This is a genomic window from Nakamurella multipartita DSM 44233, assembly GCF_000024365.1.
GTDB lineage: Bacteria > Actinomycetota > Actinomycetes > Mycobacteriales > Nakamurellaceae > Nakamurella > Nakamurella multipartita.
Genome location: NC_013235.1, coordinates 4,198,695 through 4,225,312, shown reverse-complemented (window position 1 = coordinate 4,225,312; position 26,618 = coordinate 4,198,695). Strand labels below are relative to the sequence as shown.

Sequence of the window (26,618 nt, the reverse complement as noted above, 5' to 3'; positions counted from 1 at the left end):
CGTTGACCCCGGATCGAGCGGGACGCGACAGTAAGACCGCGCGTTCGAACCGATCGACGGATCATCCCTCGATCGAGGTGGCCACCATGATTGCGCGCCAGGCTCTCCCACCAATGACGTTGTGAAAGGTGTGTCCGTGAACGGATCCGCGGTCGTGAACCCGCGCGCCCAGTACTCCGGTTGGGTCTCGCCCCTGTGCTGGATTGCCGTCGCCCTCGAAGGATTTGACCTGGTCGTGCTGGGGGTGGTGTTGCCCGCGCTGCTCAAGTACGACGACTGGGGGCTCAACCCCAATTCAGCCTCGGTGATCTCGGTCGTCGGCCTGGTCGGCGTGATGGTCGGGGCGTTGGCCGCCGGCACGGTCAGCGACCTGATCGGCCGCCGCCGCACCATGCTGTGGACGGTGATCAGCTTCTCCGTGCTGACCCTGGCCTGCGCCTTCGCCCCCGACCCAGTCACCTTCGCGGTGCTGCGCTTCCTGGCCGGTCTCGGCCTGGGCGGCGTGCTGCCCACCGCGTTGGCGCTGATCAACGAGTACGCCCGGTCGGGTCGCGGCGGGCGGGCCACCACCACCATGATGACCGGCTACCACGTGGGCGCGGTGCTGACCGCGCTGCTGGGCATCCTGATCATCGAGCCCTGGGGCTGGCATGCGATGTTCATCGTCGGCGCCCTGCCGGCCATCGTGCTGGTCCCGTTGATGATCAAGTACCTGCCCGAGTCGAACGCCTTCCTGCAGGCCCGAGCCGGGCTCGCGCCGAGCGCCGGCAAGGCCACCACGACGGACCGGGCCGACCAGGCGGCCAAGCCGGCCAAGCCGGCCAAGTCCAAGAACCCGGTCGGCATGCTGTTCCACCACGGTCTGGGCCGGTCCACGGTGGCGTTCTGGGTCGCCTCGTTCATGGGCCTGCTGCTGGTGTACGGGCTGAACACCTGGCTGCCGCAGATCATGCGCGAGGCCGGCTACGAGCTGGGCGCCGCGCTGGCCCTGTTGCTCGTACTCAACGTCGGCGCGGTGCTCGGCCTGCTGGTCGCCGGGCAGGTCGCCGACAAGATCGGCACCCGTCGCTCGTCGATCAGCTGGTTCGCCGTGGCCGCCCTGTTCCTGGCCCTGCTGTCGATCAAGCTGCCCGGCATCGGGGTGTACATCAGCGTGCTGCTGGCCGGCATGTTCGTGTTCAGCGCGCAGGTGCTGGTCTACGCCTACGTCGCCCATGTCTACCCGGCCGCCGCCCGCGGCACCGCGCTGGGCTCCGCGGCCGGCGTCGGCCGGCTGGGCGCCATCACCGGCCCGCTGATCACCGGCGTCATGCTGACCGCCGGGGTGGCCTACCCGTGGGGCTTCTACCTGTTCGCGGCGGTCGCCGCGATCGGTGCCGCGGCCATCTTCCTGGTCGATCGGAACCCGGCCCCGGCCGAGCCGCTGCCGGTCACCGAACAGCAGGCCGACCAGATCACCCACATCCACCCGCACTGATCGGTTCTCGGTCCCTGAGCGTCCGTCCGCCCCGCCCCGCCCGTCTGCCCGCCCACCCGCCCCGCCCGTCTGCCCGCCCACCCGCCCGTGTCGAACCATGGAGGTTCGTGTGTCCACCCCGGAAATCCTCACCACCCGCGTCGGAATCGTCGGCGGCGGTCCCGCCGGCCTGATGCTGTCCCACCTGCTGGCCAAGGCCGGCGTCGATTCGATCGTGGTCGAGAAGCGCGATCACGAGACCATCCGAACCACCCACCGGGCCGGCATTCTCGAGCACGGCTCGGTGTCGATGCTGGTGGATTCCGGGGTGTCCGACCGGGTGCTGCGAGAGGGACACCGGCACGAGGGCATCGACCTGCGCTTCGGCGGGGTGAGCCACCGGCTCGACTTCACCGACCTGGTCGGGGAGGCCGTGTGGCTGTACCCGCAGAACGAGGTGTTCGTCGACCTGGCCGCCGCCCGTGAGCGCGACGGCGGGCAGGTGTTCTGGTCGGTCACCGACACCGCGGTCCTGGATCAGACGACGGACACCCCCAAGATCCTGTTCACCGACGCGCAGGGGCAGGCCCGGGAGATCCACTGCGACATCCTGGTCGGTGCCGACGGCTCGCAGGGCGTCTGCAAGTGGTCCATCCCGCAGGACCAGCGGGTGGACAACTTCGTGGAGTACCCGTTCGCCTGGTTCGGGATCCTGTGCGAGGCGCCGCCCAGCGCCGACGAGTTGATCTACTGCAACTCCGAGCACGGATTCGCGCTGATCAGCCAGCGGGACGCGAACATCCAGCGGATGTACTTCCAGTGCGACCCGAACGAGGACGTCAACGCCTGGTCGGAGGAGGCCATCTGGGCCGAGCTGCAAAAGCGCCTCGACGGCCCGGACGGGTTCCAGCTCAAGCAGGGCCGGATCTTCGACAAGACGGTGCTGCGCTTCCGCAGCTACGTCTGCGAGCCCCTGCGCTACGGCAACATGTTCCTGGCCGGCGACGCCGGGCACACCGTGCCGCCGACCGGGGCCAAGGGACTGAACCTGGCCCTGGCCGACGTGCGGGTGCTGTTCGAGGGCATCGACTCGTACTACTCGACCGGATCACGAGATCTGCTGGACGCCTACAGCGACCGGGCCCTGCAACGGATCTGGAAGGCGCAGAACTTCTCGTACTGGATGACCAGCATGCTGCACCACCGCGCGGACGCGACCCCGTTCGAGCGTCAGCGGCAACTCGGCGAGCTGGCCGGGGTGGTCGCGTCCCGGCACGGCTCGGCCTACCTGGCCGAGGCCTACACCGGCTGGCCGACCGCCTGATCCCGGCCGATCGACCCGAGCGGCGGTCCGCCTACCCGGCGGGCCGCAGCACCAGCCGGTCGGCGTCCCAGCCGACCGGCATCGGGTCGCTCAGATCCCCGACGAACGCGCCGTTCTCGTCCTTGTTGACGAAGGCCAGCAACACCCAGTGCCCGTCGGGATCCCGAACCAGCTTGCCGACGTAGTAACGATCGTCCGAGAGCAGGGTGGCCCCGGCGATGTCGTAGGGGCCCAACGCGGACGCGGCGCCGGCCACCCAGATCCCGCCGGGCCCGCCGGCCCGGGCCCGGGCCGCCGAGAACTCCCCGTCCAGGCAGTTGAAGATCAGCACCCAACGGCCGTCGACGTTCTCGACCTGGAAGACCTCCATCTGCCCGAACCCGCCGTCCGGGCCGGACAGCGGGGGGCCGACCTGCCAGTCGGCCAGATCGGCCGAGCGGGCGTGGGCGACGACACCACGCTCGTCCAGCGGTCCGTGGTTGGCCCGGCCGGTGATCAGCATGTGCCAGCCGTCGCCGTCCGGGTCGGCGAAGACCCACGGGTCGCGCCAGTGCTCGTCCGCCCACGGGGCTGCCCCGCCGAGCGTCTCGTACCAGCGGGAGTCGGCTCTGACCAACGGGTTTCGCGGATCCTTCAGCCAGTGGTACAGGTCGGTGGATACCGCCCGGCCGACCTGCTGGTGCAGCGTCCCGTCCTCGTGGCGGACGGTGCCGGTGTAGAACATCGACCAGCTGCCGTCGGGTCCACGGACCACCGACCCGGTCCAGGTCGCGGTGTGGTCGAAAGCCGGTGCGTCGTCGCGGACGATGGCGTCGGCGACCCGTTCCCAGTGGACCAGGTCGGTGGACACCGCGTGGCCGACCGCGGCCCGCAGGTGCCGGCGGTCGGGCTCGTGCAGCGCTCGCGAGGCATACAGGAAGAACAGGTGGTACGTCTGCTCGTCACGGGCGAGCCAGAAGTCCCACAACCAGGAATCGGGAAGTCGGAACACGGTCAGCCCTTCACGCCGGAGGAGGCGATGGAATTGATGAACGATCGCTGGAAGGCGATGAACAGGACGAGCACCGGCACGGTGATCAGCGAGGCGTAGGCCATGATCTGGCCCCAGTTGGTGGTCAGCTGCGAGAAGTAGTCGATGCCGACCATCACCGGACGCAGCGATTCGGTCTGCACCGCCATCAGCGGCCACAGGTACTGATTCCACGACGGCAGGAAGGTCAGGATGGCCACCGTGGCGACCGCCGGGCCGGACAGCGGCATGATCACCTTGCGGTAGATGGTGAACCATCCGGCGCCGTCGACCTTGGCCGCCTCGTCGAGCTCGCGCGGGATGGAATCGAAGTACTGGTAGAACAGGTAGATCGAGAAGGCGTTGGCGATGAACGGGATGAACTGCACCTCGTAGGTGTCCAGCCAGCCGGTCGATCCGTCGAAGTAGGGCAGCAGGTTCACCCACCACAGCAGGGGCAGGGCCAGCGTCTCGAACGGCACGATCAGGGTCGCCAGAATCACCCCGAGAATCAGACCCTGACCGCGAAACCGCAACCGGGCCAAGGCGAACGCGCACATGCTGTTGATGAACAGGCCCAGCCCGACGGTCAGCACGGACAGCAGGATCGAGTTCATCATGAACCGCCAGAACGGCACCCGCTCGAACACCGCGGTGTAGTTGGACAGCGACACCTCGCCGACCGGCAGGAATGCGTCGATCGAGCCGAGATCGCCGAAGATCTGGGTGTCCGGCTTGAACGAGGACACCAGCATGAACAGCAGCGGCAGGGCGAAGACCAGCACCAGCAAGAACCGGACCAGGTACCGCAGCACGGTCCGGCCGGCGCCCGGGCCGCGCGGTGCCGGCGGGGCGGCGGGATCGGCGACCGGCGTCAGGGTCTGGCTCATTTCTTCACGTCCTTGTCGCGGGTCAGGAAGCGTTGGACCAGGGAAACCACCAGCACCAGGATGAAGAAGACCAGCGACAGCGCCGAGGCGTAGCCGGTCTGCTGCAGGTCGAATCCGGTGCGCACGGCCTGGAAGACGATCGTCGAGGTCGAGTCCAACGGGCCGCCCTCGGTCATCACCTGGATCTGGGTGAACAGGGCGAAGGCCTGGATGGTGATCGTGATCAGGATGAAGGTGCGGGTCTGGCGCAGGGCCGGCCAGGTCAGGTAGCGGAAGCGCTGCCAGTTGTTGGCTCCGTCGATGGCCCCGGCTTCGTACATGTCCTGCGGGATGGTCTGCAGGCCGGACAGCCAGATGACCATGTGGAACCCGACTCCCTGCCACACCGACATGATCAGGATCGAGATCATCGCGGTGTTCGGATTACCCAGCCAGTCCGGACCGTCGATACCGAAGACGGCCAGGAAGTTGTTGATCAGGCCGTCGGGTTGGTAGAGGAACTTCCACAGCAGCGACACCACCACCATGGAGGTGACCACCGGCAGGAAGTACACGGTGCGAAAGAAGTTGACCCCGCGGATCTTGACGTTGATCAGCAGCGCCAGCACCAGGGCCAGGCCGGCCTGGATCGGCACCACGAACACGGCGAACAACAGGGTGTTGCGCAACGACTTCCAGAAGATCGGATCGCCGAACAGCCGGGCGAAGTTGTCGAATCCGACGAACCGGGGACCGGTCGGCGAGATGAGCTTGGCGTTGGTGAACGCCAACACGAAGGTCAGCACGATCGGGATGATGATGAAGACCAGCATCAGGGCCGCGGCCGGGGTGACCATCCAGGCAGCGGCGATCCGTTGCGACTGGCGGCTTTTGGTGAAGCGCCGCTGCCGGAAGGAAAGCCGGCCGAGCTGATCGATGGTGGGTGGTTCGGGGTGGGCAGCCCCGATTGTCTGCGTCATTGGATTCCCTGCGGGCCAGACGGGATCGGGCGGGCGCGCGTGGCCGGGCGCCCGCCCGATCGGCCGACGAGTGGGTGAGGACTACTGGAAGTTGTTGTTGGACTGCTGGTTCGCGTCGATGTCGGCGACCGCCTGGTTCAGCGCTTCCTGCGGGTCGGCGCCGTTGAGGATGTCCTGGGCGGTCTTGGTGAAGGTGGTCGCGATGAACGGGTAGCCCGGGGTCGCCGGCCGGATCAGGGCGAACTCCTTGGAGTACTGACGGAAGATGTCGTTGTCCCCACCCGGTTCGTAGCCGGGCACCATGGCCGCGGCGGCGTCGGTGGCCGGGATCGTCCCGGTCGCCTTGGACACCGCGGCGACGTACTTGTCCTGCAGCGCGAACTTCATGTAGTCCAGCGCGCCCTCGGTCGACGGGCAGCCGGAACTGACCGCCCACTGCCAGGATCCGCCGCCGATCTTGGCTCCCTGGCCGAGATTGACCGCCGGCAGGAAGGAGACGTCGTCGGCGATGGCCGACGCCCGCGCGGGTTCGGCGCCCCACGAGCCGTTGTACAGGATCGCGGTCTTGCCGTTGAGGAAGTCCTGGGCCGGATCGGCGCCCGACTTGAGCGGCATGTAGCCGTCGGTGGCCAGCGAGCGGAACCAGGTGGCCCACTGCACCGCGGCCGGACCGTTGAGCACCCCGTCGGCGCTGGTGTAGCCGTCCCGGTTGATCAGGTCGCCCCCGAAGCTCTGCAGCATCGGCGAGTACGCGTACGGCCACCACTCACCGGTGTTGCCGGTCTGCAGGTCCAGCGTGTTCTCGTACTTGCCGCTGGCCTTGATCGCGGCCAGCGCGGCCGCGAACTCGTCCTCGGTCCAGGGCTGGTCGATGGTCGGGATGCGGATCCCGTTCTCCTGCAAGGCCGACGTCCGGGCCTGCATGATCAGCGCCACGTCGTAGTAGCCGACGGCGTAATTCTTGCCGTCGAAGCTGCCGACCACGCTGGGCAGGAACTGGGCGATCCGCTCGTCCAGGCCGTCCAGCGGGGCCAGGTACCCGGCCCAGGCCCAGTTCGGCACGTTCGGGCCGTCCACGTCCAGGATGCAGGGCAGGCTCTTGGAGGCGGCCGCCGCCGTCACCGAGGTGTTGTAGGAGTCCTGCGGGAACGCCTGGACCTCGACCTTGTAGTTGCTCTGGCTGGCGTTGTAGTCCGCGACGACCTGGTTGATCGCGGCGAGTTCCGTGTCGTTGCCCGCGTTGTGCGTCCACATCTTCAACGTGGTCGTGCCGCTGGCGTCGGTCTGCGCGTCGCTGCTGCTGCTCGCTCCCTTGCCGCAGGCGGCCAGGGAGAACGCCAACGCCACAGCTACACTCGCTGCTGCGAGGCGCTTGCGGGTAGGTAGTGCCACCGGAGGTTCCTCCAACTCACTGGTGTCCGGTCCAGCCGGACTGTCGATTCACCCGTTGCCGCGGGTGAGTGGGGGTGGGTGTTGCTCGCCGTCCCGGATCACGACCGGGGCGGCGGGCCCACCGATGCACGGCGCACCAGTGGGCAGGGCAGCTTCTCCTCGCGGATCGGCTGTCGCTTCTGGGATGGGTCGGCCTGGGCGTCGATCAGGTCCAGCAGGGCGGCGACCGCCCACTGGCCCATCGCGTAATGGGGCAGGGCCACCGTGGTCAGACCGGGGCGCAGGTTCGCCGCGATCAGTTCCTGGTTGTCGAAGCCGACGACCGACAGGTCGTCCGGGATGCGCAGGCCCAGTTCGGCGGCCGCCTGGTAGGTGCCCATCGCCATCCGGTCGTTGAAGCAGAAGATCGCGGTCGGTCGGCCGGCCCGGGGTTGGTCGAGCAACTGCCGGGCCGCGTCATAACCGGCGCCCGGGGTCGAGGCGGCGGTCACCACCATGCCCGCGCGCAGGCGCCGGCCGGCCTCGTTCAGACCCTGCCGGAATCCCTGCAAACGCAGGGCTGTGGCGGGAATGTCGTCGACGTTGTTGAGAAAGGCGATGCGCTGGTGGCCGGCGGCGATCAGTTCGCGCACCGCGGCCAACGTGCCGCCGACCTCGTCGGGGACGACCGAGCTGACATCGCCACGGACCGAGCGGGCGTCCAGCAGCACCGCCGGGGTGCCCTGCAACGCGTCCGGCGGCGTGATCACCCGGTGGTATTCCGAAGCGAAGATGATGCCGTCCACCTGGCGCTCCTGCAGGGCGCGGATCTCGCGTTCCTCCAGACCCGGGTCGCTGTTGGAGTTCATCAGCAACAACAGGTCGCCGTGCTCGGCGGCCGCGTCCTGCGCGCCCAGGATCACCTCACCGGCGTAGGGCGTGGTCGCGATCTTGTCGCTGACGAACCCCAGGGTGTTGGACCGCTGCAGCCGCAGGCCCTGGGCCAACCGGTTCGGCCGGTAGGCCAGCTCGGTCGCGGCGGCCCGGACCCGGTCGCGGGTGGCGTCCGGGATGCGCTTGCCCGGCACATCGTTGAGAACCTGGGAGACGGTGGTGATGGAGAAGCCGGAACGGTCCGCGACGTCGCGGAGAGTGGGCTTGCCCATCGCCTTGCTCCTTTGCCAAAACGTTTGTGCACTTCGGTAGGGAGGACTATTGCGGCTCGATGAGCGGTTGTCAACCCCTCTTTCCGGAGCCGCGTCGACGAATGTCGGCGGACGCTCATCGAGCGGGCCGGTGCACGCTCGGTCGAATTTGCGTTCATATGCGTTGCCGCACAATATATTTGCGGCATCACGGGACTCCGATGCTGCCGATCGTTCGCCGGCCGGGCCGGCCGTCGGGCGTGGTCGGCCAGAATTTGCCGAGTGCCGCATCCTTTGGGCGGCGGGTTCACCCTCAAGGCGCAGGACCGCGCTATGGTGCCGGCTGTGCCTTCCTCCGAGCGGCTGTCCGACTATCCGCGTCCCAGTGTGGCGGTGGACGTGGCCGTGCTGACCGTGCGGGACGACCGGCTGCACGTGGTGGTGGTCGACCACCGGCTCGGGGGCCTCGCCCTGCCCGGAACCTTCCTGCACGAGGGGGAGGTGCTGGCCGATGCCGCCGCCCGCGCGCTGACCGACAAGGCCGGGCTGCACCGGGTGCCGTTCGCCCAGCTGCACGTGTTCGACCGTCTCGATCGGGACGATCGCGGGTGGGTGCTGTCGATCGGGCACTGCGCCGTCGTCCCCGCCGACCGGATCGGGCCGGACACCCGGCTGCTGGCGATCCGGGCCGGCCGGGCCGCCGGCGAGCTGCTGTTCGACCACGACGAGATCGTCCGGCTGGCCGTCGATCAGCTGCGCCGCGAGTACGCGACCGAGGTGGACCCGGGCGGCCTGCTCGGACCCGAGTTCACCGTGCGCCAGCTGCGCAAGGTCTACGAGGCGGTGTTCGAGCGGGCGCTGATGAAGGACACGTTCCGCCGGCTGGTGGTGCCGAACCTGGATCCCACCGGCGAGTACGGCAGCGACTTCGGGCGTCCGGCCGAGATCTACCGGCGCGGTCCCCGCACCCGGCTGACCCCGAAGGCGTGGGCCACCCTGACCGGCTGAGCCGGGCGGTCACAGGGTCGGGATCAGCCCGCCGTCGCAGCGCACCGCGGTCCCGGTGACGTAGGCCGCCGGCTCACCGCACAGGAAGGCGGCCACCGCGCCGAACTCGGCCGGGTCGCCCAGGCGCCCGGCCGGGATCAGGCGCAGCGACTCCGCGGCCACCTCGGCGGTCGGGCGGCCGCTGGCCCGGGCCACCGTCTCGTCCAGCGAGCGCATTCGGTCGGTGGCGATGCGTCCCGGCAGCAGCAGGTTCACCGTGATCCCGTCCGCGGCCACCTCGCCGGCCAGCGTCTTGAGGTACCCGGCCAGCGCGGCCCGGCCGGTGTTCGAGGCGGCCAGCCCGGGGATGGGCGCCTGCACGCTGCTCGATCCGATGGCCAGGATCCGCCCCCAGCGTTGCTGGCGCAGGTGCGGCAGCGCGGCGCCGACCAGCGCGGTCGGCGCCAGCAGCAAGGAGGCCAGCGATTCGGTCAGGGCCGGCGGGTCCAGGTCGACCGCGGTGCCCGGGGGCGGCGGCGGGCTGTTGAGCACGACGATGTCCAACGGGCCGACGGCCCGTACGGCCGCGTCGTGCAGGGCCTGCGCCCCGGCCACGGTGGACAGGTCGGCGGCCAGGCCGACACAACCGGGATACCGGCCGGCCAGCTCCCGGGCCAGCTCGGACCGGCGACCGGCGAAGACCACCCGGCTGCCCTCGGCGGCCAACGCCTGGGCGGTCGCGGCGCCCAAACCGCTGGTCGACGCGCACACCAGCGCCGCCTTGCCGGCAATGCCCAGGTCCATCGGTCCTCCGCTCGTTCGGGCCGCACCCGGGGGCGGGTCGGCCGGGCCGGCACTGGCCGATGACCGGCCTTCGGCCCTATCGTGCCCCGGACGAGCACAGAAGGGCGCGGGAACCAGCCATGCCGGATCAGCAGACATCGCCCGACGAGCCGGACCACGCGGACGACCAGTGGAGCGGACCGGTTGCGCACCTGCCGCCGGTGCCCCCGTGGACCCGGGTGGACGGGGTGCGCCGCTTCAGCGGGATCAGCTACGCCCTGGTCTCCGGGTACCGGCCGCTGCAACTGGACCTGTGGGTGCCGCCCAATCCCACGCCGCCGCCCCTGGTGGTGTGGGTGCACGGAGGCGCCTGGCTGTCCGGTGACCGCCGGTACCTGCCTGAGACACTGCGTCCCGAGCAGCTTTTCGACGCTGTGGTGGCCGCCGGGCTGGCCGTGGCCACGGTGGACTACCGGCACGCGCGGGAGGCGCCGTTCCCGGCCCAGCTGCACGATGTGAAGGCGGCGGTGCGCTACCTGCGGGCACGCCGACGAGCTCGGCATCGATGCCGGCCGGGTGGGGATCTGGGGTGAGTCGGCCGGCGGCCATCTGGCCGCGCTGGTGGCCCTGACCGCCGGGCGGCCCGAGCTGGAGGGGCAGGTCGGGGTGGTCGGGCCGGCCAGCGGGGTCGACGTGGTGGTCGACTGGTACGGCGTCGCCGACCCGGACGCCATCCCGCGGCTGGTGCTGCCGCCGGAGATGCAGGCGCTGCTGCCGCCCTCGCTCGTCGAGCATCCCCCCGAGATCCTGCTGGCCGGTGCCGATCCGGCCGCCCGCGCGGATGCCGCCCCGGTCCGTCAGGTGCACCCGGACGCCCCGCCCTTCCTGCTGGTGCACGGCACCGCGGACCGGGTGGTGCCGTTCGGTCAGAGCGAGGCGCTGCGCGACGCACTGGCCGCCGCCGGCGTGCCGGTCCGGCTGGTGCCGGTGGCCGGAGCCGACCACATCTTCAACGGCTCCGACGAGGTCGACGCCGTGGTGGAGCTGTCGGTCCGCTACCTGGTGGCGGCGTTGACGCCGACCGCCTGAACGACCGGGTCGGCCCGATCATCGGATTCGCGCCGTTCGAACTGCGCGACCAGGGCCGCGCGGATCTGCAGATGCCGGAGCAGGAAACGACTCTCGTCCAGCTTGCGGCGGCGCAGCCACCCGGTGACCTCGTCGCCGCACTTGCTGGCGTTGCAGGAGCGGCAGGCCGGCACGACATTGTCCAGGGTGTACCGGCCGCCGCGCGAGATGGGCAGCACGCAGTCGCGCTGGAGCGCGGAGCCGGCCGCGCCGCAGTAGGCGCAGCCGCCCCACGCCGCCTGCAGCGCGTCCCACTGCGGGCCGGTCAGGTCGTGCTCGACCCCGCGCATCCGGCGCTGCCGTTTGCGCGACGCCCGGGCCCGGCGGGTGCGACTGACCGTCATCGCCTCACCGTAGGACGTCCGGGTGCGATCCCGGTGGTGACGCGGCGGGACCCGAGCTCAGCGGCTCGGCGGCTGGCCACCACCTTGGCCACCGCCCTGGCCACCGCCGGGGCCGCCCGCGGGGGCGCTGCCGGCCGTCGGCGCGGTCGAGGTGTCGACCGGCACGTCCAGAGTGACGTGGTAGCCGCTGGCGACGTCCCCGGTCGCGGTGCCCAGCTCGTGGATGCCGCCGTCGTCGCCGAAGACGTTGTCGCTGGTCAGGCTGATCTGGGCCTTGTTGATGATCGACTGCTCGTACCCGGGTTGCTGGTAGACCAGGTCGCTGACGTCGCTGGGCATGGCCACCTGCGAGGTGGCGATGGCGTTGGTCGAGTCGGTGATGCTGGCGACGTCCGGGTAGACCTCGAAGTGGATGTGCGGCCAGCGGCCGGAGTAGGTGGCCGGGTAGATGCTGGTGAAGCTGACCGTGCCGTCCGCTCCGGCGACCTGGACGCCGCGCAGGTAGTTCTCCTCGGTCACCCCGTCGCTGTACAGGGAGTACCGGCCCTCCCGATCGCAATGCCAGACGTAGACCGCGACCCCGGCGAACGGGGCGTTGCCGTTGACCATGTCCTTGATGCTCAGGGTGAGCGTCATCGGCACGCCCTCGGCGACGCCGGTCGAGCCGGCAAAGCTGGAGCGGATGTCGCTGCGCACGATGCCGCTCTGGGACAGCACGTCCGGCCCGTTGGAGCCGTCCCCGGGGTACGGGCCGGCGGTCTCGTCCGGGATCTCGGTCAGCGTCGCGGCGGCCGCGCTCGAACTGCTGGCGCTGCCGGCCGCACTGCTCGACGGGCTGGCGGCGGTCGACCCGGCGGTCGACCCGGTCGTCGACCCGTTGGTCGACGCCGACGTTGATGCGGTGGTCGTGCCGGCGCCGCAGGCGGCCAGCCCGACGGCGACCGCCCCCAGGCCGACCGCCCGGAGCATCTGCCGGCGGCCGAGCATCGTCTGCATATCGAAGGACAGGCCCTGGTCCATGACCTCCTCGTCCGGCCGGGGGAGGGCTCGACCCTCGTAAGTCGGGGTGTTCTGCGGTGCTCGTCGCATGGTTCTCCTGCCGTCGGCGTCTGGGGCTGGCCCATCGTGCCGGCGGCCGGCCGAGCGCCGGCCCAGCGTGCGCTGTGCGCCGACTGTGAGTGCGAACGGGTCCCGCGGCAGTCAGCCGCCCGGGCGGACCTGCTCCGCGATCGCGCCCCAGGCATGCCAGGTGTCGATGGCGATCCGGGCATCCACCCGGGGCTCGACCCGGTTCGGGTAGGGATTGCCGCCGTACTGCATCGACTGCCGGTCGATGCCGGCCAGGTCGGGATCGTCCACGATGCTGATCACCCGGCCGACGATGCTCACGTGCGAGTACCAGCTCTCGCTGTCCAGGATGGTGAGGGCGACCCGGGGATCGGCCCGCAGGTAGTCGAGCCGTTTGCGCTTGGCCGCCATATTCACCACGATCTCCTCACCGTCCAGCAGATACCAGGTCGCGACCGTGACGGGGTGACCGTCGGGTCGGACGGTGGCGATGACGGCCGGATTGGGCCGGTGCAGCAGAGCGACGACCGGGGCGGGCAGCGGGAGCTTGGGCATGGTGCCCATTGTGTCGGGCCGCCGGCCGGGCGGCGCATCCGCCTGCCCGGCCCGGGACACGCCGGAACAACCCGATCGTGATTTCCCTCACCCGGGGATCATGGTGCATGATGGAGGGCCGTCACATTTCGTGGGACGCGCACGGCTGCCGTCATGGGTCGCCCGCCCCGGATACTTGAAGACGAAAGAACGACATCATGAAGCTGTTTCAGGCGTGCCCGCGGTGCGGTGCGGCATCGGTCTCCGAGGCCCCGTACCTGGCCGGCGCTCCCAAGGCGACCGATGAGGCGAGTGGGCCGTGGTGTCGGCAGTGCGACATCCGCTTCGGAGAGCGCCCGACCCGGCTGACCCGCCGCGGCGACCATCACATCGCGACCGGCCTGTACCAGCGCTGACCGTCCGGTCAGTCCGCGTCGGCCGGCGCGGACCGGCGGGCCATCCAGGCCAGGGTGCCCACCCCGGCCACGATGATCGTCAGCCCGGCCGAGATCGCCAGGCCCAGTCCCGGGTGCCAACGCAGGGTCAGCGCCCCGACCAGGGCGCCCAGCGTGAGCAGGGCCAGGGCCAGCACCCGCCGGGCCCACGGCTGACGGGTCCCGCTGACCGCGGCGTCCGCGGCCAGTCCGGTGATCAACGAGGTGACCACGACGGTGGTGATGTCCTTGACCGCCAGGTGCCGGGCGGTCGCCGCCTGCAGACCCATGGCCGTCGACAGCAGCGCCACGATCGGCAGCAGCTGCGGCGCCGCGGGACCGCTGCCGACCACGAACAACGCGGCGGCCACGCCGGCCAGGATCAGGCCGACCAGACCGAAGACCCCACCGATCCGGCGGGACCACTGACCACCGTCGACCGGGCGGACGATCCGGCCGCCGATCAGCGCGCCGATCAGGAACCCGGCCAACGCGATCGACGGCCCGGCCAGCGGCAGGCTGTCGGCCCCGGCGGCGGCCATCCCGAGGATGACCACGTTGCCGGTCATGTTGCCGGCGAACACCTTGTCTAGTCCGAGATAACCGACGGCGTCGACGATCCCGGTGGAAAAGGTCAGGGCGAGCATCAGCACCAGGTGGATCTCACCGCCGCTGCGGTCGGACAGGCGCGACCTGAGAAAAGGCATCCGGCGATTGTCGCCGGTCCGCCGGGACCGGGCCGCAGCGGCCCGGGTCGCGGATCAGCCGGCGACGTCGTGCAGGTGGTGCACCGGGTCATGGACGAAGTAGCGGGCCAGCGTCTGCACCGTGAAGACCGAGCCGTTGGACCGCCGCCCGGTCCGGTGCCACTGCTCACCCCGGACGTCGGCGAAACCCGCCGCGACGCCGTCGGCGGCCCGCTGCAGGTCGGCCGCGACCTGGGCCGGGTCCTGCTCGCCGTAGCGGCCCTGCTCGGCGGCCTCGTCCTGGTCCCAGTTCGCGAACAGCGGGTCGTCCTGGGTCAGCATGAGGGTGAGCCGGTCGGCGAAGACCCGGCACGCGTCCCGCACGTGGCACCCGTATTCCAGCGCCGACCAGGTGTCGGCGGCGGGCCGGATCCGGACATCGGGCCGGGCCAGGACCGCCGGCCAGGCCGCCGCATTCGTCCGGATCAGCGCCGGCACGTCGGTCAGGGCCAGCCCCGCGGCATCGAAACCGCATTCGGGGCAAGCGGTCTCGATGACCCAGGTCCAGTCCTTGGTGTCCGGTGCGATGCCCATGACGGCAGCCTAGACGGGCGGATCACCGATGCCCGTGATGCTGCCAGCCGTGCCGGCGGTGTCGCATCCGGCCCAGCAGCAGCAATCCGATGACCACCCACAGCAGCGGGAACGGGAAGAAGCCGTGGCTGACGGCACCGACCGACCAGAAGATCGCGACCATCAGCAGGACGAAGACCGCCAGCCGGATCGGCGGCGGGGGTCCGGGTCGGGCGCCGCGCGGACCCCAGGGTCCGCCGCCGGGAAGCTGACCCCGCCCCGGGCCCGACCGGTACCCGGCGTCGGTCGCCCACGGCGGCCGGTCCGGGCGGGTGGCCGGCAAGTCGGCAAACAGCGGGGTGAGCTCATCGAGGTAGGTGCTGCCGTAGGCGGTGGCCACCCGCTGGTCGAACTCGGCCGCATCCAGTCGACCGTCGGCGAAGTGGGTGGTCAACCGGTCCACCGCGGCCTGCCGGTCGCTCGTGCCGGCCCGCATCCGGGGCGACTGGGTCATGACCGGCCCGGTTCGTGGTCGGGCCCGTCGGCGCCCGCGTCAGGGGCGCCGTCGTCCGCGCCGTCCCCGGTCGGGCCGTCCCCGTCCGGACCGCCCAGGATCCGGTACAGGTCACCGCGGGTGCGGGCCAACACCTTCCGGGCCTGCGCGATCTGCTCCGGGTTGCCGGTCCGCATCACGTGCACGAAGGCGGCCCCGACCTGGAAGACCAGGTCGCCGATCTGGGTGTCGTCCTCGCGGGGGGCGAAGGCGTCCCACATGCCGGCGAACTCCTGGGCCTTCTCGGCGGTGACCCGCCGGCCGTCCTCGGTCAGCCGGTAGACCCGGCGACCATCGAGTTCCTCGGCCCGGACCAGGCCCTCGTCCTCGAGCTGCTGCAGGGTCGGGTACACCGATCCCGGGCTGGGCTTCCAGGCCCCGTGACTGCGCCGCTCGATCTCCTGGATGATCTGGTAGCCGTGCATGGGCTGGTCGACCAGCAGGGCCAGCACCGCCGACCGGACGTCGCCCCGGCCGGCCCGGCCGCGCGAGCCCCGGCCGCCGCCCGGCCCGCCGGACCAGGGGTCCCAGCTGCCAGGACCCCAATCCCATTTGCGGCCGCCACCCCACGGGCCGCCGCGATGGCCGGGTCCTCGGGGTCCGGGACCAGGCCGGGGGCCGCCCTCCCGGGCCGCACCGGGCGGCCCGAACGGTCCCCCCGGCCCGCCCAATCCGGTGTCCATCAACGCTTTTCGCAGCATGCCGGGCAGATCCCAGGCACCCGACGAACCGCAGGCGGAAGATGTCATCGTCCCTCCAGTGGAGTAGTCCGAAGATCGGTCGCGATACGTCGACGATATATCGCGATACAACGGCCTTCAAGGCTTCTCCGCTGTGGGCTTACGGCTCGCGGTCGTCGCTCCCGGCGATCCACGGCGGCCCGAGCGGGACCACCCGCCGGCCCAGGGTCAGCCAGTAGAACTTCTCCACCAGCATGTAGGCGGCCAGCGCGGAGGCCACCAGCAGGATGATCGCTCCGGTGGTGCCCATCAGGGCCGAATCGGCGAAGGCGCCCATCGATTGGCAGCCCAGGCCGGCGGCCACGCACAGCAGGGTCACCGGCAGCACGGAGTTGTGCACCGCCCCGGCCGGTGCGAAAGCCAGGGCGAGAAAGGCGAAGACGAGGGCGAACACGCCCCGGGCCGGACCGGTGACCTGGAAGATGCCGACCTCCTGGCCGAGCAGGAAACCGGGAACCACGATCCAGTACCAGCCGAATGCGTTGTAGACGACGAAATGGAAGTTGTCCCCCTTGAAGTAGGACAGCATCCCGGCGGTCACCTGGACCACGCCGCCGAAGACGGCGCCGACCCAGAACACGGGTCCCTCGTTCTGCACGCCCAGGTGCTCCAGTTGGGCGGTCAGGGTGGCCAGCACGAACCCGAGCAGGCCGATGAGCCCCGGGTCGGCGGCCGAGATCCCGGCGGCGGCCCGGGTGGTGGGTCTGGGTGCGACGTCGACGGCCATGGTGGGCGGACCCCTATCGGTGGGTGGTCAAGCGGCGGATGGTGCGGTGCGGTGGACGATTCGAGCGGTCGGTGCGCTCAGGCGTTCTCGTCGTCCGGCGTCCGGATCGTCACCGAGATGACGCCGGGCACCGATTCGACGAGGGCGCGGGCGATGTCGCGATCCGAGGCTTCGCGGTAGCGATCGTGCAGGACCACATCGCCGTTGCCGACCTGGGCCGACCAGCGGGTCAGACCCCCGATGACGCCCAGCTTGGCGCGGACGTCGGAGGCGATCTCCTCGTCGGAACGGGCCAGGGCGCGCACGATGTCGCGCCGGGTGATCACCCCGACCAGGGCCGACCCGTCCACGATCGGCAGGCTTCGGCGCCGGTCGACCAGCATCTCCCGGGCGACGATGGAGACGTCGGTGTCGTGGCTGACGCCGACCACCGGGCTGGTCATCACCTCGGCCACGGTGGCCGCCGGGCCGGTCGCGGCGCCGGCCTCGGCGGCCGCCTCGGTGAACGGGAACCGGTTCCCGATCAGGTCGGCCTCGGTGACGATGCCGATGAGATCGCCGGAGCGGTCGACGACGGGCAGCGCGCTGTAGCCGCGCTTGGCCAGCATCGCGGCGGCCTTGGCCACCGGGACCGTGGGTTCGACGGACAGGACGTTCCTGGTCATGATGTCCCGGGCGCGCATGGCGGGGCCTTCCTCGTGGCACGGATGCCGCTCGGCATCACCCTCAGGCTAGGGACGGCGGATCGCGCCCGGCACGGCCGAAAGTCCCGTGATCACGTCCGGAATCCAGCGGCCGATGATCAGCCGGAATGCCCGTCCAGGTACTGCAGCAGCTCGTGCGCGGCCAGTTCCACCTGCTTGTGCCGCCATTCGGCGGCCCGGTAGACGCAGGCGATCAGCCCGGTCCGGTGCACCCGGCGGAAGTCGCCGTAGACGAAGGCGTAGCGGGCCTTGGTCTGCTCGTTCGCGCCGTCGGTCAGGCCCAGGTGCCAGGCGGCGTACTCGTCCCAGGAATGCCGCTCGAGGTAGTCGTTCTCGGCGTCGGCCCGGGGTTGCGCGGCCCCCCAATCGCTGTCCAGGACGTACTGCCGGGCGTCGATCAGGGCGCGGGCGCGGGCAACGGCGGCGGGATTGACCGAATAGGTGGCCATGGCGTGATGGTCCCCGCCGGCCGGATCGGTCAAACCGACCGGCGCCCGGCGGCTCGCCGCGACTGACTACCCTGTGGCCGACGCCGGCCCACCGTTCCCGGCTCGTCACCCGACCGCGCCCACGATCCCGGAGGAAGCGTGCCGTCCGACCCTGCCCGGCGCCCGGTCGATCGGCGCCGACCCGGAGCCGGGCTGTCGGCGGTGCTGGCCCTGCTGCTGGCCACCGGCTGGGCGGCCAACCATTTTGCCGCGCTGCTGCCGGTGCTGCGCACGTCGCAGAACCTGTCCGCCGCGCTGGTGGCCGGCCTGTACGGGCTGTACGCCGTCGGGCTGTTGCCGGGTCTGCTGCTCGGCGGCTCGGCCTCGGACCGGTTCGGGCGCCGTGCCGTGGCCGTGCCCGGGGCGCTGCTGGCCGCGATCGGCACGCTGATCCTGTTGTTCTGGCACGACCCGACCGGGCTGGTCGTGGGCCGGCTGGTGGTCGGCGCCGGGGCCGGCGCGACGTTCAGCGCCGGCACCGCCTGGGCCGCCGACCTCGGTGGGGCGGCCGGGGTCACCCGGGCCGGGGTGTTCCTGACGCTGGGCTTCGCCACCGGCCCGGTGGTTTCCGGGGTGCTGGCCGAGTTCGCGCCGGCGCCGCTGGTCGTCCCGTTCGTGCTCAGCGCGGTGCTCTCGGTGGCCGCGGTGGCGGCCGCCGCCCTGGTCCCGGGCCGGCCGCCGCACCCGCCGCCGCACGCGGTGTCGACGGCCGGCCGGACCCCTTGGGTGCCCGACCGGCGGCGCTCCGCCGGCACCGCCCTGGCCTGGGCCTTGCCGGTCGCGCCGTGGGTGTTCGCCGGGGCCACGGTCGGGGTGGTCACCCTGCCGTCCCGATTGCCGGCCGGATCCGGGGGACCGTTGCTGGCCGGGATCGCCGCCGGAGTGGTACTGGGCACCGGGGTGGTCGTCCAGACGATCGCCCGCCGGCGCAACGTCGGTCCCGGCGCGGGCGTGCTCGGTGCGGTCGCCGCCGCGGCCGGATTGGTCCTCGCGGCCATCGGTGGCGCCCAGCCCGGCCTGGTGCTGGTCGCGGTGGCGTTCCTGCTGCTGGGCACCGGGTACGGGCTGTGCCTGCGGGCCGGCCTGCTGGACCTGGAGCGCTGGGCGCCGCCGGCCGCCCGCGGCAGCCTGACCGGCGTGTTCTACCTGGCCACCTACAGCGGCTTCGCCGTCCCGGTGGTGCTGGCCGCGCTCGATCCGGTGGCCGGCCCCACCGTCCCGCTGCTCGTGCTGGGCGCGTTGGCGGCCCTGGTCGCGGTGCTGCGATGGCTGCGAATCGTCGGGGAGCGGGCCTGAATGGTTCTGGACATATGTGCTATAAACTGCTACGATCAGGCATGTTCGTCTCGGAGCGACGGAACGGGGATCGGGCCCTGGTCTGGCGCTCCACCCCGCCGGCGCCACCGCTGCCCGGTGAGCTGTGGACGCCGGACCGGACCGTGCGGCATCCTTCGGACGGACCGCGCCGGGCATCGAAATACGCCGTCCATCAGGGGCTGGCCCCCCGGACCGCGGACGACGCGGTCCGGCATCTGGCCGAGTACCGGCATCGCATCGCGACCACCGCGGCCGGCGGCGCGTTGGCCCAGTTCTTGCAGCACCGGCCCGCCCGCCCCGACCAGGAGCTGGCGCTGCCGGATCAGGACCGGCTGTGGGCGAATGTGCTCGTCGATTCCATCCAGGCCCGGGAACGCCTGATCGCCCACCTGCAGGGCGGCCAGGTCGCCGACCTCGCCGAACTGTCCCGCAACTACCCGGGGTTGCGCGAATTCCTGTCCACCGAGATCGCCCTGGCGCTGGGCGTCGCGGAGAGTACCGCCACCCGCAGGCTGGACGAGGCCGAGGCGTTCACCACCCGGCTACCCGCGACGTTTGCGGCCCTGCACGCCGGCGACATCAGCGACCGCAAGGCCCGGGCCGTGCACCAGGGCACCGGCGACGTCACCCCGGACGTCGCCCGCCAGGTGGAACGGGACGTGCTGCCCGAGCTGCCGCACAGCACCATGCCCCAGGTGCACGAGCTGATCGCGGCGGCGGTCATTCGCCGTGATCCCCTCGGTGCCGACGATCGTCACGACCGGGCCCGAGGCCGGCGAAGCATTACACGGCATCACCTCACCGACGGTATGGGCACGCTGAAGGTGTTCTCCACACTGCAGGACATCGCCACCATCCACACCGCCCTCACCGCGATGGGCGAGGCGTCCGCGACGCCCGACGACGAGCGGACCGCCGACAACCGGAGGGTCGATGCGCTGGTCGATGTGTGCGCGGACGTCCTGGACCACGGGAGGTGGCGTGAGCAACCATTGCCGACGCAGCAGCGGCGCCGGCCGCACGTGCACGTCACCATGCCGTTGACCGCGCTGCTGCCGGGTCCGCCCACCGGTGACATGGCCACACTGGCCGGGTACGGGCCGATCACCCCGGTCCAGGCCCGGCAGATCGCCGCCGATGCGACCTTGCGCCGTCTGGTCTGCGACCCGCTGTCCGGGACCCTGCTCGACCACGGTCGAACCACCTACGAGCCGCCCGTCGCGCTCGCCGACCACGTCCTGGCGCGGGACCTGACCTGTGTCATGCCCGGGTGCCGTCAATCCGCCTGGCGCTGCGAACTCGACCACACCGAGCCGTTTCGCCCGGGCCGAGTCACCGGCGGGTCGACCAGCGCCGCGAACCTGGCCCCGGCCTGCAAGCACCACCATCGGGCCAAGGACGGCGGCGGCTTCCGGCTCGTCCGAACTGCCACCGGCTACGCGTGGACGACCCCGCTGGAGCGCACCTACGAGCGGCCGAACACCCGTCTGTGGGCACCCGCCCCCGAGGACCGCCCGCCCCCGCCACCTCCCGAAGACCCTGACCCGCCGCCCTTCTGAACCTTCCGCTCTGAACCTTCTCGCTCTGGACCTTTCCGCTCGGGGCCTTCCCGTGCTGGGCGCGGGTGCGCGATCGGTTAGCCGGTCCGCAGATCGGTCGGGCGGGTGAGGGCGGGCAGGGCCAGCGTGCTCGCCCCGGCCAGCAGCGTGACCAGGCCCAGGGCGGCGGCCGAGTACACCGCGACCGTGGCCCAGTCCAGGGCTATCGGTATGTCCAGCATCGGACCGAGCAACGTGACGAGCAGCCACCCGCTGGGCACGGCGAGCGATACCCCGACCGTGATCGGGAGCGCCGCGCCGATCAGCATCGACCGGGCCAGCACGCCGCGGGGGATACCGGCGGCAACGGCCAGGGTGAGTGGCCGGCGTCGCTGCTGTCCCTGCTCGATCGCGGTGACGATCAACCCGACGACGGCGACGACCAGGGTGAGCAGCGCGCCGATGATCAGCCCGGATCGTGCGGTCGGGGACAGCACGCTCCGCAGGCCCAGATCGGCCGGTTCGCCGGCCGCGCGAATCTCGACCGCCGAGCCCAGGTCGGCCAGGTCGGCCCGCAGGGTGTCGGCCATCTCGGCCGAGGCCTGGACGCCGGTCACCGAGAAGCGGGCCGGGCTGCTGGCCAGCAGCCCGTCGACGGCCGGGCCGAGCGCTCCCGGAGTGACGACCAGAGCGGCCTCGTAGCGGTCGGGCAGGCTGATGGTGGCGGTGGGTTCGGGCACCGTCCAGTTGAACGTGATCGACCGGCTGTCACCGCTGGTGAGCGGAACCGAGATCGCCACCACCGACCCGGCCGGCGGCCCGGCCCGGCCCGCATCGCTGACGGCGAAGACCATGCCGTCCGTGCAGGCGACCCCGAGCGCGCCGCAGGGGGCCAGCCGCAGATCGACGTACGGACTTGGCGGCGAAGTCGAGGGAAATGCCGAGGGATTCGTCGGCGCGACGACCGTGCCGGTGACCAGGGCACCACCGCGAATGTCGGCGGCCGGCCCGAGCCGATCGTGAAGCAGGTCGACGACCCGCTCCATCTCGCTGGTCGGGACGTCGGCCAGTTGCACCTGGTAGGCGACCTCTCCCTCACGGTCGAGCCGGTCACCGGCGGCCAGCAGCGGCTGCAGCGCGATCGCCCCGGCCAGCACCACCGACAGCCCGGCGACCACCCGGGCCGGTGTGCCCGGATCGAGCCGCAGCCGTCCTACCGCCAGCTGCCAGGCCGGCGGGCCGTCGGGCAGCAGTCGGGCCAGACGTTCCAGCACCCAGGGCAGCAGCACCGCCGCGCTCACCAGCAGGGCCACGATGCCGGCGCCCAGAGCGGGCAGCGGGCCGAACTGAGCCTGCCCCAGCGACCACAGCAGCAGGCCCCCGAGCACCGGAAACAACAGCCGCCACCACAGGCGGCGCGGCGGTCGGGGCGGGCTCTGCTGGCGGACCACGCCGATCGGGTCGGGCCGGCGTACGGCCAGCACCGACCCGACGGCCAGGACCGGCACGGCCAGCCCGATCGCGACCAGGGCGCCCGCGGACGGCCGGAGATCGTCCGGGAAGAAGCCGGTCGAGCCGACCGCGACGAACGGCGCCGCCGGCCGGGCCAGCAGGAAGGCCGCCCCGCCGACGAGCAGCCCGGCCAGCGCCGCGGTGCCGGTCTCGACGACGGTGACGACCCGCAGCTGCCCGGTGGTCGCCCCGAGCAGGCGCAGGCCGGCGTCCCGCCGGTCGCGCGCCGGTGAACCGACCCGGGACATCAGCGCGACGAACAGCAGCAGCGGGACGATCACGATGGTGACCCCAGCGGTCAACAGGACGGCGACCAGGCTCACGCCGGATCCACCCATCCCGGTGGTGGGGACGTAGCCACCACCCCATCCTTCGGCGATCCGGTAGACCGCCCAGCCCGACGGGTCCGCGGCCACCCCTCGGTACAGCCGCAGCTCGTCGGGGGCGAGCAGCCCGTCGTCGGCGATGGTGCCGACGACGGTGTCCCCACCGAGCCGGGGCCGGAACCCGTCGCCTTCCGGTCCGGCCAGCAGGTCGGCCAGGGCGGGGGAGACGACGACCTCACCCGGCCTGGGGAAGCGGTCCACCCCGGGCGGGGGCGCGGCGACGGCGGGGTCGAGCGCGGTCAGCTCGCTGACCTGCACCCGGTCCCCGCGGTAGACCGATGCCGTCTCGGTGACCTGGAACCACGTGGGCGCGAGCCGCGCGACATCGACGGAGGCATCGGTGGTGTCGAGCGGTGCGGAGGTCGCAGACAGCGCTGCCGCGCGGCCGTCCCGGCTGTCCAGGGCCGGCCCGATCGATGCGGCCAGGAGCAGCACCAGGGTGCACAACGCCAGGCCGATCGTGACCAGCAGCCAGCGCAGCCGGCCGGCGCGGCCGGCGGCGACCAGCAGCGCGGCGGCCAGGCGCAGGTTCGCGACCCAGCCGGGCGAGCGGGTCGCGGTCGACGCGTCCGGCGGGTGGGCGGGGGCCTGCGCGGTCATGCGGCGGCCCGGGTCTCGCCGGTGCGTCCGTCGCGGACGAGGACCTCGCGGTCGGCGTATGCGGCCACCCGGGGTTCGTGCGTGACCAGGACCAGGGCGGCGCCGGTGTGCCGCACCGTGGCGGTGAGCAGCCGCATGACCGCCTCGCCCTGCAGCGAGTCCAGTGCGCCGGTCGGCTCGTCGGCAAAGATGACCCGCGGGCCGTGTGCCAGCGCGCAGGCCAGCGCGACCCGCTGCGCCTGCCCGCCGGAGACCTCCCCAGGGCGGCGGCCGGCGATCTGCTCGACATCCAGCCGGCCGAGCCACTCGTCGGCGACGGACTGCGCCGCCCGGCGCCCCGTCCCGGCCAGCCGCAGCGGGACAGCCACGTTGTCCCGGCAGGTCAGCTCGGGAATCAACCGGCCGAACTGGAAGACGAAGCCGAATTCGCGCAACCGCAGTCGTGATCGGTCCCGGTCGGACAGCCTGGCCAGGTCGTCGCCGCGGTAGCTGACCGTGCCTGCGTCCACCGGCAGGATCCCGGCCGCGCAATGCAACAGCGTCGACTTGCCCGACCCGGACGGCCCGATCACCGCGACGATCTCGCCGGCTTCGACGGTCAGGTCGGCGCCCCGCAGCGCCCTGGTCTGGCCGAAGCTGCGCTCGATACCCGTTGCCGACAGTAGGATCTCGCTCACTTGTCGGCTCCTTGGGTCGGCAGCCGGTCGGCCAGCGCGGTCAACCGCGACGCGGTCAGCTCCAGCCAGCGCAGGTCCGCCTCCAGATGGAGCAGCGCGTGGTCGCAGATGATCTGGTCGGCCAGATCGCCGGATTCCTTGCGGCGGGTCAGCTCTCGCATGCTGACCAGGTGTTCGCGGCGCTGCGCGTCCAGGATCTGATCGGCCGACCGGTGGCTCATGAGGGCGAGCACCACCTTCGTGTACAGGGTGTTCTGCAGGTAGTCGGCCGGCTTTTCCGGGGTGCGCAGCCACGACTCCAGGTCCGTGACGCCGGCATCGGTGATCGCATACCGCTTGCGGTCCGGTCCTTCGCCTGCCTGCACCCCATCGACACTCACCAAACCGTTCTTCAACAAGCGGGACAGCGTGGAATAGACCTGCCCGTACGCGAGCTGCCGGCCGCTGCCGAACAGCTCGTCGTAGCTGCGTTTGAGGTCGTAGCCGTGGCGGGGGGCCAGGTCCAGCAGGCCCAACAGGGATCGGGAGACTGACATGGGAGCAATATACACACGGCGTATACGCCGCGTGTATACACGCCGTGGGTGTGCTCAACCGGTGGGCTGCAGCAGGCCGCTCGCGACGGTCGGGTACACCAGCACGGGTCCGGGATCCCGGGGCCAGTGCGACAGATCGAGCCCGGCGGCCACGGCGGCGCCTTGGTCGGCCCAGCGGCCGTTGGGAGTGGTGATGGCCAGCGACAGATCGTTGGTGACCCAAGCGTGCGCCTGCGGGCCTTCGATCGAACAGGAGCCGCCGAAGTAGTGTGCGCCGGTCCGGTCGCCCAGCGTGATGGTCGGCTCGACCATCACGATCCCGCCGCCACCTGGACAGCGCGGATCGAGCACCCCGCCCGTGGTGGCGGACGACAGGGCCGGTGCTCCGGGGACGGCCATGACGATCAGAACCCCGTCGCAGGCCGGCGCCGGGGCGGCCGCAACGCAGGCGGTCACGGCGTCGTCGTCGGCGCTGGTCACGGCGACCGTCCAGCCGGCCGGGACCGGGAAGCGCACTCCACCGACGTCGGCGAAGCCGGCCCGAACGGACAGCGCACGCGCCGCCGCCGCATCCGACCTGCCCTGGGGGAGGACCGAGACGGCCACCACCGCGATCACCGCCGCCGCGGCCAATATCGGCGCGGCCCACCGCCACTGGCCGGCTCGGGCGGGAGTTGCTCGGCTGGCCGGTGGTTCGGCCGAACTGAGCGCCAACAGGTCGTCCAGGGCGCGATCCAGTTCGTCCTCGGTCCAGGTCTGCAGATCGCCGTCGCGAGTCATCGGGTGCCGCCTTCCGAAGGTTCGGGCTCGAGGTCATGGGTGGCATCGACGCGGCGAAGTCGTCGCCGGGCCCGGTGCAGCCGCGACCGGATAGTCGCCGCTGGAAGGTCAAGGGAGAGGGCGACTTCTGCTGGACTGAGGCCGGCCCAGGCAATAAGCAGCAGGATGTCGCGGTCGATCGGGTCGAGCAGCTTCAGATCGGGCAGGAGTCGGCGGATCCGGCGCTGGGCGTCCACGCGGTCACCGCTCTCGTCGGCCCCGCCTGCCTGAGGTCGATCGGCGCTCAGCGCCAGGATTCGGCGCAGGTGGCGGGCCTCGTCCCGAGCGTGGCTGCGGATCGCAGTGGTGGCGATGCCGAACAACCAGGCGAGCTCGGAGCCCCGATCCGGGTCGAACGACGACCACCGGCGACACGCGGCCAGGAACACCTCGGACAGCAGGTCGTCCGCATGGGTGGGCCCGACCCGGCCGGTCAGGTACCGGCGCAGGCGATCTCGGTGTCGCTCGAACAGCACCCCGACCGCCGCCCCGCTCGCCGGGGTCCCCCGTCTCGTCATACCCCTACTCGGTCCGATGCCTGCCCCGCGTTGCATCTCGATGCCCGACCGGGCGGGGCCCTACCCGCGCCGGCGTGCTCGCAGCACCACGTCGTCGGTGTGGTGGGCGCCGGCGCCGCCGTCGGGCGCCACCCGCGACCGCTGCTCGTCGACCTGCACGTCCCACTGGCCGTCCAGCCGAGCGGACACCATGGCCGGCCACACGTAGTCGGCCGGGTCGAACCCGCCCTCGTCGGCCGGGCGGCTATCCATCCCGGCGTGGTGCACGAACAGCAGCACCCCACCCGGCGCGACGGCGTCCAGCAGGGCCCGCTCGGCCGCGGCGTCGGGAGTGCGGGGCAGGGCCGGGTAGAGCGCGGCCACCAGGTCGAAACCGGCCGGCGGGAGCGCGGCGGCCACCAGATCGGCATGCACCCAGGTGACGGCCACCCCGGCGTCCCGGGCATGCTCGGCCGCCCGCTCCAGGGCCACCCCGGAGACGTCCAGTGCGGTGACGTCCCACCCGCGGCCGGCCAACCAGATGGTGTCGGCGCCCTCACCGCACCCGACGTCCAGCGCCCGGCCGGGAGCCAGGTCGGCGACCTCGGCGACCAGGGCGCCGTTGGGTTGGCCGCTCCACAGCTTGTCCCGTTCGGTGTACCGGCGGTCCCACTCGGCCTGGACCGCGGGATCGCCGGCATACCCACTGGAAGGGGCGGACGCGGTGCTGTCGGTGCGGTCGAGGGGGTTGGTCACCGGGCCCACTGTCCCGGCTCCGGTCGGGTTTCGCCACCGGTGGTGCTCACCGCCGCCCGCTGGCATCGTGGGTGGCG

At 71.7% G+C, this 26,618-nt stretch carries 28 protein-coding genes and 1 pseudogene; 7 read left to right on the top strand and 22 right to left on the bottom strand.

Annotated elements, in window-relative coordinates; all coding sequences use genetic code 11:
- Positions 1–136 precede the first annotated feature (136 nt).
- Both NAMU_RS19060 and NAMU_RS19055 read left to right on the top strand, forming a co-directional pair.
- A complete protein-coding gene (locus NAMU_RS19060; RefSeq protein WP_015748975.1) occupies positions 137–1,477 on the top strand; it encodes an MFS transporter in 1,341 nt (446 codons plus the stop codon).
- Positions 1,478–1,586: 109 nt separating this feature from the next.
- Positions 1,587–2,780, top strand: a complete 1,194-nt coding sequence (locus NAMU_RS19055; RefSeq protein ID WP_015748974.1) for a 4-hydroxybenzoate 3-monooxygenase — start codon at positions 1,587–1,589, stop codon at positions 2,778–2,780.
- Positions 2,781–2,811: 31 nt separating this feature from the next.
- On the opposite strand, the gene NAMU_RS19050 is transcribed toward NAMU_RS19055, so the two are convergent.
- The 5 genes from NAMU_RS19050 to NAMU_RS19030 form a co-directional block, all read right to left on the bottom strand.
- A complete protein-coding gene (locus NAMU_RS19050; protein ID WP_015748973.1) occupies positions 2,812–3,771 on the bottom strand; it encodes a glycoside hydrolase family protein in 960 nt (319 codons plus the stop codon).
- A 2-nt stretch (positions 3,772–3,773) separates the two neighbouring features.
- Positions 3,774–4,679 carry a carbohydrate ABC transporter permease gene (locus NAMU_RS19045; RefSeq protein ID WP_015748972.1) on the bottom strand — a complete coding sequence of 302 codons (906 nt, stop codon included), beginning with the start codon at positions 4,677–4,679 and terminating at the stop codon, positions 3,774–3,776.
- Positions 4,676–5,638 (bottom strand): carbohydrate ABC transporter permease, encoded by a 963-nt coding sequence (locus NAMU_RS19040; RefSeq protein WP_015748971.1) that lies wholly within the window; start codon positions 5,636–5,638, stop codon positions 4,676–4,678. Before NAMU_RS19040 ends, NAMU_RS19045 begins: the two co-directional genes overlap by 4 nt.
- A gap of 81 nt (positions 5,639–5,719) precedes the next feature.
- Positions 5,720–6,985: an ABC transporter substrate-binding protein gene (locus NAMU_RS19035; RefSeq protein WP_015748970.1), complete on the bottom strand. Its 1,266-nt coding sequence runs from the start codon at positions 6,983–6,985 to the stop codon at positions 5,720–5,722.
- Positions 6,986–7,128: 143 nt separating this feature from the next.
- On the bottom strand, positions 7,129–8,175 hold the full coding sequence (locus tag NAMU_RS19030; protein ID WP_015748969.1) for a LacI family DNA-binding transcriptional regulator: 1,047 nt from the start codon (positions 8,173–8,175) through the stop codon (positions 7,129–7,131).
- Between the two features lie 312 nt (positions 8,176–8,487).
- Between NAMU_RS19030 and NAMU_RS19025 the strand changes: the two genes are divergently transcribed.
- Entirely contained in the window at positions 8,488–9,162 is a 675-nt protein-coding gene (locus tag NAMU_RS19025; RefSeq protein ID WP_015748968.1) for an NUDIX hydrolase, read from the top strand.
- Between the two features lie 9 nt (positions 9,163–9,171).
- Here NAMU_RS19025 and NAMU_RS19020 read toward each other — a convergent pair whose 3' ends face one another.
- A complete protein-coding gene (locus NAMU_RS19020) occupies positions 9,172–9,945 on the bottom strand; it encodes an SDR family oxidoreductase (RefSeq protein WP_015748967.1) in 774 nt (257 codons plus the stop codon).
- Positions 9,946–10,004: 59 nt separating this feature from the next.
- On the opposite strand from NAMU_RS19020, the pseudogene NAMU_RS31915 reads away from it, so the two are divergent.
- Positions 10,005–11,013: pseudogene (locus tag NAMU_RS31915) on the top strand (alpha/beta hydrolase fold domain-containing protein).
- Here the strand turns inward: NAMU_RS31915 and NAMU_RS19010 are convergent.
- From NAMU_RS19010 to NAMU_RS19000, 3 genes are all read right to left on the bottom strand, one after another.
- Positions 10,980–11,396 carry an HNH endonuclease gene (locus NAMU_RS19010; protein WP_015748966.1) on the bottom strand — a complete coding sequence of 139 codons (417 nt, stop codon included), beginning with the start codon at positions 11,394–11,396 and terminating at the stop codon, positions 10,980–10,982. The pseudogene NAMU_RS31915 and the gene NAMU_RS19010 sit on opposite strands and share 34 nt — an antisense overlap.
- A gap of 57 nt (positions 11,397–11,453) precedes the next feature.
- Entirely contained in the window at positions 11,454–12,485 is a 1,032-nt protein-coding gene (locus NAMU_RS19005) for an intradiol ring-cleavage dioxygenase (RefSeq protein ID WP_015748965.1), read from the bottom strand.
- A gap of 111 nt (positions 12,486–12,596) precedes the next feature.
- Complete coding sequence (locus NAMU_RS19000) at positions 12,597–13,019, bottom strand: TIGR03618 family F420-dependent PPOX class oxidoreductase (RefSeq protein ID WP_041370998.1); 423 nt, start codon at positions 13,017–13,019, stop codon at positions 12,597–12,599.
- 197 nt (positions 13,020–13,216) lie between these two features.
- Between NAMU_RS19000 and NAMU_RS18995 the strand changes: the two genes are divergently transcribed.
- Entirely contained in the window at positions 13,217–13,414 is a 198-nt protein-coding gene (locus NAMU_RS18995) for a hypothetical protein (RefSeq protein WP_015748963.1), read from the top strand.
- An 8-nt stretch (positions 13,415–13,422) separates the two neighbouring features.
- Here NAMU_RS18995 and NAMU_RS18990 read toward each other — a convergent pair whose 3' ends face one another.
- The 7 genes from NAMU_RS18990 to NAMU_RS18960 all read right to left on the bottom strand — a co-directional run bounded on the left by NAMU_RS18990 (position 13,423) and on the right by NAMU_RS18960 (position 17,864).
- On the bottom strand, positions 13,423–14,139 hold the full coding sequence (locus NAMU_RS18990) for a YoaK family protein (RefSeq protein ID WP_015748962.1): 717 nt from the start codon (positions 14,137–14,139) through the stop codon (positions 13,423–13,425).
- A 54-nt stretch (positions 14,140–14,193) separates the two neighbouring features.
- Positions 14,194–14,712: a DinB family protein gene (locus NAMU_RS18985; protein ID WP_015748961.1), complete on the bottom strand. Its 519-nt coding sequence runs from the start codon at positions 14,710–14,712 to the stop codon at positions 14,194–14,196.
- A gap of 22 nt (positions 14,713–14,734) precedes the next feature.
- Positions 14,735–15,205 (bottom strand): DUF1707 SHOCT-like domain-containing protein, encoded by a 471-nt coding sequence (locus NAMU_RS27630; RefSeq protein ID WP_015748960.1) that lies wholly within the window; start codon positions 15,203–15,205, stop codon positions 14,735–14,737.
- On the bottom strand, positions 15,202–15,993 hold the full coding sequence (locus NAMU_RS31510) for a PadR family transcriptional regulator (RefSeq protein ID WP_015748959.1): 792 nt from the start codon (positions 15,991–15,993) through the stop codon (positions 15,202–15,204). Before NAMU_RS31510 ends, NAMU_RS27630 begins: the two co-directional genes overlap by 4 nt.
- Before the next feature lie 91 nt (positions 15,994–16,084).
- Positions 16,085–16,711 (bottom strand): acetate uptake transporter family protein, encoded by a 627-nt coding sequence (locus NAMU_RS18970; protein WP_015748958.1) that lies wholly within the window; start codon positions 16,709–16,711, stop codon positions 16,085–16,087.
- A gap of 77 nt (positions 16,712–16,788) precedes the next feature.
- Positions 16,789–17,376: a CBS domain-containing protein gene (locus tag NAMU_RS18965; RefSeq protein WP_217180491.1), complete on the bottom strand. Its 588-nt coding sequence runs from the start codon at positions 17,374–17,376 to the stop codon at positions 16,789–16,791.
- A 137-nt stretch (positions 17,377–17,513) separates the two neighbouring features.
- Complete coding sequence (locus NAMU_RS18960; protein WP_015748956.1) at positions 17,514–17,864, bottom strand: hypothetical protein; 351 nt, start codon at positions 17,862–17,864, stop codon at positions 17,514–17,516.
- Positions 17,865–18,002: 138 nt separating this feature from the next.
- On the opposite strand from NAMU_RS18960, the gene NAMU_RS18955 reads away from it, so the two are divergent.
- On the top strand, positions 18,003–19,199 hold the full coding sequence (locus NAMU_RS18955; RefSeq protein ID WP_015748955.1) for an MFS transporter: 1,197 nt from the start codon (positions 18,003–18,005) through the stop codon (positions 19,197–19,199).
- Positions 19,200–19,240: 41 nt separating this feature from the next.
- A complete protein-coding gene (locus tag NAMU_RS18950) occupies positions 19,241–20,779 on the top strand; it encodes an HNH endonuclease signature motif containing protein (protein ID WP_015748954.1) in 1,539 nt (512 codons plus the stop codon).
- Between the two features lie 77 nt (positions 20,780–20,856).
- On the opposite strand, the gene NAMU_RS18945 is transcribed toward NAMU_RS18950, so the two are convergent.
- The 6 genes from NAMU_RS18945 to NAMU_RS18920 are packed head-to-tail and all read right to left on the bottom strand — an operon-like array spanning position 20,857 to position 26,550.
- Positions 20,857–23,256: an ABC transporter permease gene (locus tag NAMU_RS18945; protein ID WP_015748953.1), complete on the bottom strand. Its 2,400-nt coding sequence runs from the start codon at positions 23,254–23,256 to the stop codon at positions 20,857–20,859.
- Positions 23,253–23,933, bottom strand: a complete 681-nt coding sequence (locus NAMU_RS18940; RefSeq protein WP_015748952.1) for an ABC transporter ATP-binding protein — start codon at positions 23,931–23,933, stop codon at positions 23,253–23,255. Before NAMU_RS18940 ends, NAMU_RS18945 begins: the two co-directional genes overlap by 4 nt.
- Positions 23,930–24,469 carry a PadR family transcriptional regulator gene (locus tag NAMU_RS18935; RefSeq protein ID WP_015748951.1) on the bottom strand — a complete coding sequence of 180 codons (540 nt, stop codon included), beginning with the start codon at positions 24,467–24,469 and terminating at the stop codon, positions 23,930–23,932. Before NAMU_RS18935 ends, NAMU_RS18940 begins: the two co-directional genes overlap by 4 nt.
- A gap of 54 nt (positions 24,470–24,523) precedes the next feature.
- Complete coding sequence (locus tag NAMU_RS18930; protein ID WP_015748950.1) at positions 24,524–25,249, bottom strand: hypothetical protein; 726 nt, start codon at positions 25,247–25,249, stop codon at positions 24,524–24,526.
- A complete protein-coding gene (locus tag NAMU_RS18925) occupies positions 25,246–25,806 on the bottom strand; it encodes an RNA polymerase sigma factor (protein ID WP_015748949.1) in 561 nt (186 codons plus the stop codon). The genes NAMU_RS18930 and NAMU_RS18925 overlap by 4 nt, the downstream gene beginning before the upstream one ends.
- A gap of 60 nt (positions 25,807–25,866) precedes the next feature.
- A complete protein-coding gene (locus tag NAMU_RS18920) occupies positions 25,867–26,550 on the bottom strand; it encodes a class I SAM-dependent methyltransferase (protein WP_015748948.1) in 684 nt (227 codons plus the stop codon).
- Positions 26,551–26,618: the final 68 nt, after the last annotated feature.